Source organism: Mesorhizobium sp. M7A.F.Ca.ET.027.03.2.1 (genome assembly GCF_003999175.1).
GTDB lineage: Bacteria > Pseudomonadota > Alphaproteobacteria > Rhizobiales > Rhizobiaceae > Mesorhizobium.
This window is the reverse complement of record NZ_RZOM01001524.1, coordinates 1-1,003: the sequence shown is the minus strand read 5'-3', so window position 1 is coordinate 1,003 and position 1,003 is coordinate 1. Positions and strand designations below refer to the sequence as shown.

The window sequence follows — 1,003 nt, the reverse complement described above, 5'->3', positions numbered from 1 at the left end:
GTTCGAAGGAGATCGACCAATTCATTCCTTACCCTCCCGTTTGTGGGGAGGGTTTATCCGCGACCGGAGGGCACCAAACAAACTCATTCTACTGCCCCAGCCGTTCGAGCAGTATGGGCACGTGCACCTGGTCGGATTTGTAGTTGCCGGTCAGCATGTACATCATGATGTTGACGCCGGCGCGCAGCGCGTAGATGCGCTGCATCGGGTCTGCCGGCACGGTTGGCAGCATCGCATCGCCGTTCTGGTCGACCGCCCAGGCGCCAGCGAAATCATTGGCGGTGATCATGATCGGCGAGACGCCATCGCCGGTACGCACCGGCCGGTTCTCGGCGTTGCTGGCGTCGAGCGAGGCCTCGACCCAGAGCGGGCTGCCGGCGAAGCGGCCGGGGAATTCGGGCAGGATGAAGAAGGATTTGGTCAGCACGTGGTCGGACGGTACCGGTTCCAGCGGCGGCACGTTGAGATTGCCGAGGATGTCGCGCAGCCGCTCCGTCGCCGGGCTGGTCGAATCGGCGCCGATGCCGTTGGCGAACTGGTCGCGGGTGTCGAACAGCACCGTGCCGCCTTGCTGCATATAGGCGTCGACGCGGGCGATCGCTGCCTGGCTGGGCATCGGTGCGGCCGGATCGATCGGCCAGTAGATCAGCGGATAGAACGACAGCTCGTCCCGGGAGATGTCGACGCCGGCCGGCTCGCCCGGTTCCAGCGCCGTCTTCTCGACCAGAAAGCGCGTCAGCCCCTCGAGCCCGGCGCGGCTGATCGAATCGTCGCCCGGCACGCCGGTCAGCACATAGGCGATGCGGGTCTTCGAAATCGCCTCGATGGCAATTTCGTCACCCGGCTTGGCGTCGTCGGCGCGGGCAAGGTCGGCATGACCGAACAAGCTACCCAGCGCAATCAGGACGGCGGCGGTGGTTGTCACGGCACCGGCGCGGCGCGGCCGGCGTGAAAACAGGCCGCCCATCCAGAACACCGCCAGCGTATCAAGCAGCATCAGCAC

1 protein-coding gene is annotated in these 1,003 nt (G+C 65.5%); it reads right to left on the bottom strand.

Annotated features, from left to right (window positions below):
* Positions 1 to 88: 88 nt before the first annotated feature.
* The coding region (locus tag EN750_RS36145; protein ID WP_145968273.1) for a DUF4159 domain-containing protein at positions 89 to 1,003 on the bottom strand (915 nt) is incomplete at its 5' end.